Raw genomic sequence first — 1407 nt, forward strand, 5'->3', positions numbered from 1 at the left:
GCCGCGCGCGCAGGTGACCACGGCCCGGGGCGGCTGGCTGCGCAGGCGCTCGGCGATCGCCGCCACGGCCGCCGCGTTGGCCGCCAGCTGACGCGCCACCACCACGGAAGCCTCGCCGGCCTCCTGGAACATCCGCGTGGCCTCGGGCGTCAGGGCTTGGAAATGGGAAAGGGGCAGCGCCGTCACGGGCCGTTCTCCAGGACACAAAAACAAAAAGGGGAGGGATCAGGCAGGGTCGTTGAGTTCGGCCACGAAGTCGTAGGTGTCGCCGCGATAGTAGGACTGGGTGATTTCCACCGCCCGGCCGTCCTTGAGGAAGCCGCGGCGCTCGACCAGCAGGCCGGCGTCCTTGGCCTTCACCCCCAGCAGGGTGGCGTGCTGCGGCGTGATCAGCACCGCGCGCAGCCGTTGCAGGGCCCGCACCGGCCGGTAGCCGGCGGCGGCCATGGCTTCGTAGAGCGAGTGGTCGACCACCTCGACCGAGGGCAGGGCGAAGGCGGCGACGGTCGAATATTCCACGGCCATCGGCGCGCCGTCGGCGTAGCGGATGCGGTGGAAGCGATAGACCGGCGTGCTCGGCGACAGGCCCAGCGTCAGCGACTCCTCGGGCGTCACCGCGCCTTCCATCTTGGCCAGCCACTCGCTGTGCGGGCTGCGGCCGCGCGAGATCATGTCCTCGGTGAAGCAGGTCAGCTTGGAGAAGTTCTTCTCGACCCGCGAGGCCACGAAGGTGCCCGCGCCCTGACGGCGGGTCAGCAGGCCCTCGCTGACCAGGCCCTCCAGCGCCTTGCGCACCGTGATGCGCGAGACGTTGAAGTCGTCGGCCATGTCGCGCTCGGGCGGCAGGGCGTCTTCCGGCGTCAGGATCTTGTGCTGGATCGCCTCGCGCAGGGCGCGCTGGAGCTGCAGGTACAGCGGAGCGGAAGCGGCGGTCTGGATCGGGCCGATACGTTCGGATAGCAGCATGGGATCAGCTTTCCACCGCCGGTCGAGCCCGGCGCCGCGTTTTGGGGCATCTCACTGCGCGCATACCAATCTAAGTCCTTTGCCGCCCGCCGCTTTGATCTGATAATTCCCACCAGGGCGATAAATCGCTTTTGTGTCAAACGATTTTCGGCTTCCACTCCCCCTGTAGATTTTTCGAGTGGTATTAAAATGGCATCTATGCTCAGCCTTCGATCAAGGGATGCGAGCGCGCCGGGACCGGCCGCCGAGCAGCACGTTCCGGGGGAGTCGGGGATGTCACCACTAGTTCTTCAAGCGCCCGTTGCGGGCTGGGCGGGGCCTTTGGATGAGGTTCCGGACGCGGTGTTCGCGGGCCGGATGCTGGGGGACGGCGTGGCGATCGATCCGGTGGGGTCGGTGCTGATATCGCCTTGCGACGGCGTGGTGGTGAGCGTGCACCGC

At 67.6% G+C, this 1407-nt stretch carries 2 protein-coding genes and 1 pseudogene; 1 reads left to right on the forward strand and 2 read right to left on the reverse strand.

The features are described from left to right. Both I4Q42_RS25780 and I4Q42_RS25785 read right to left on the reverse strand, forming a co-directional pair. Positions 1 to 186, reverse strand: a pseudogene (locus I4Q42_RS25780) (SIS domain-containing protein); the annotation flags it as partial. Between the two features lie 39 nt (positions 187 to 225). Continuing rightward, positions 226 to 966 (reverse strand): GntR family transcriptional regulator, encoded by a 741-nt coding sequence (locus I4Q42_RS25785; RefSeq protein ID WP_198578967.1) that lies wholly within the window; start codon positions 964 to 966, stop codon positions 226 to 228. Positions 967 to 1239: 273 nt separating this feature from the next. On the opposite strand from I4Q42_RS25785, the gene I4Q42_RS25790 reads away from it, so the two are divergent. Beyond that, positions 1240 to 1407, forward strand: a 168-nt coding sequence (locus I4Q42_RS25790) for a PTS glucose transporter subunit IIA (RefSeq protein ID WP_198578968.1), incomplete at its 3' end; no start/stop codon positions are given.

It is taken from the genome of Caulobacter hibisci, from assembly GCF_016135805.1.
GTDB lineage: Bacteria > Pseudomonadota > Alphaproteobacteria > Caulobacterales > Caulobacteraceae > Caulobacter > Caulobacter hibisci.

Bases quoted from the DNA above. Each gene is read 5' to 3' on its own strand.
- I4Q42_RS25785 (WP_198578967.1), bottom strand. From the start codon at position 966: ATGCTGCTATCCGAACGTATCGGCCCGATCCAGACCGCCGCTTCCGCT.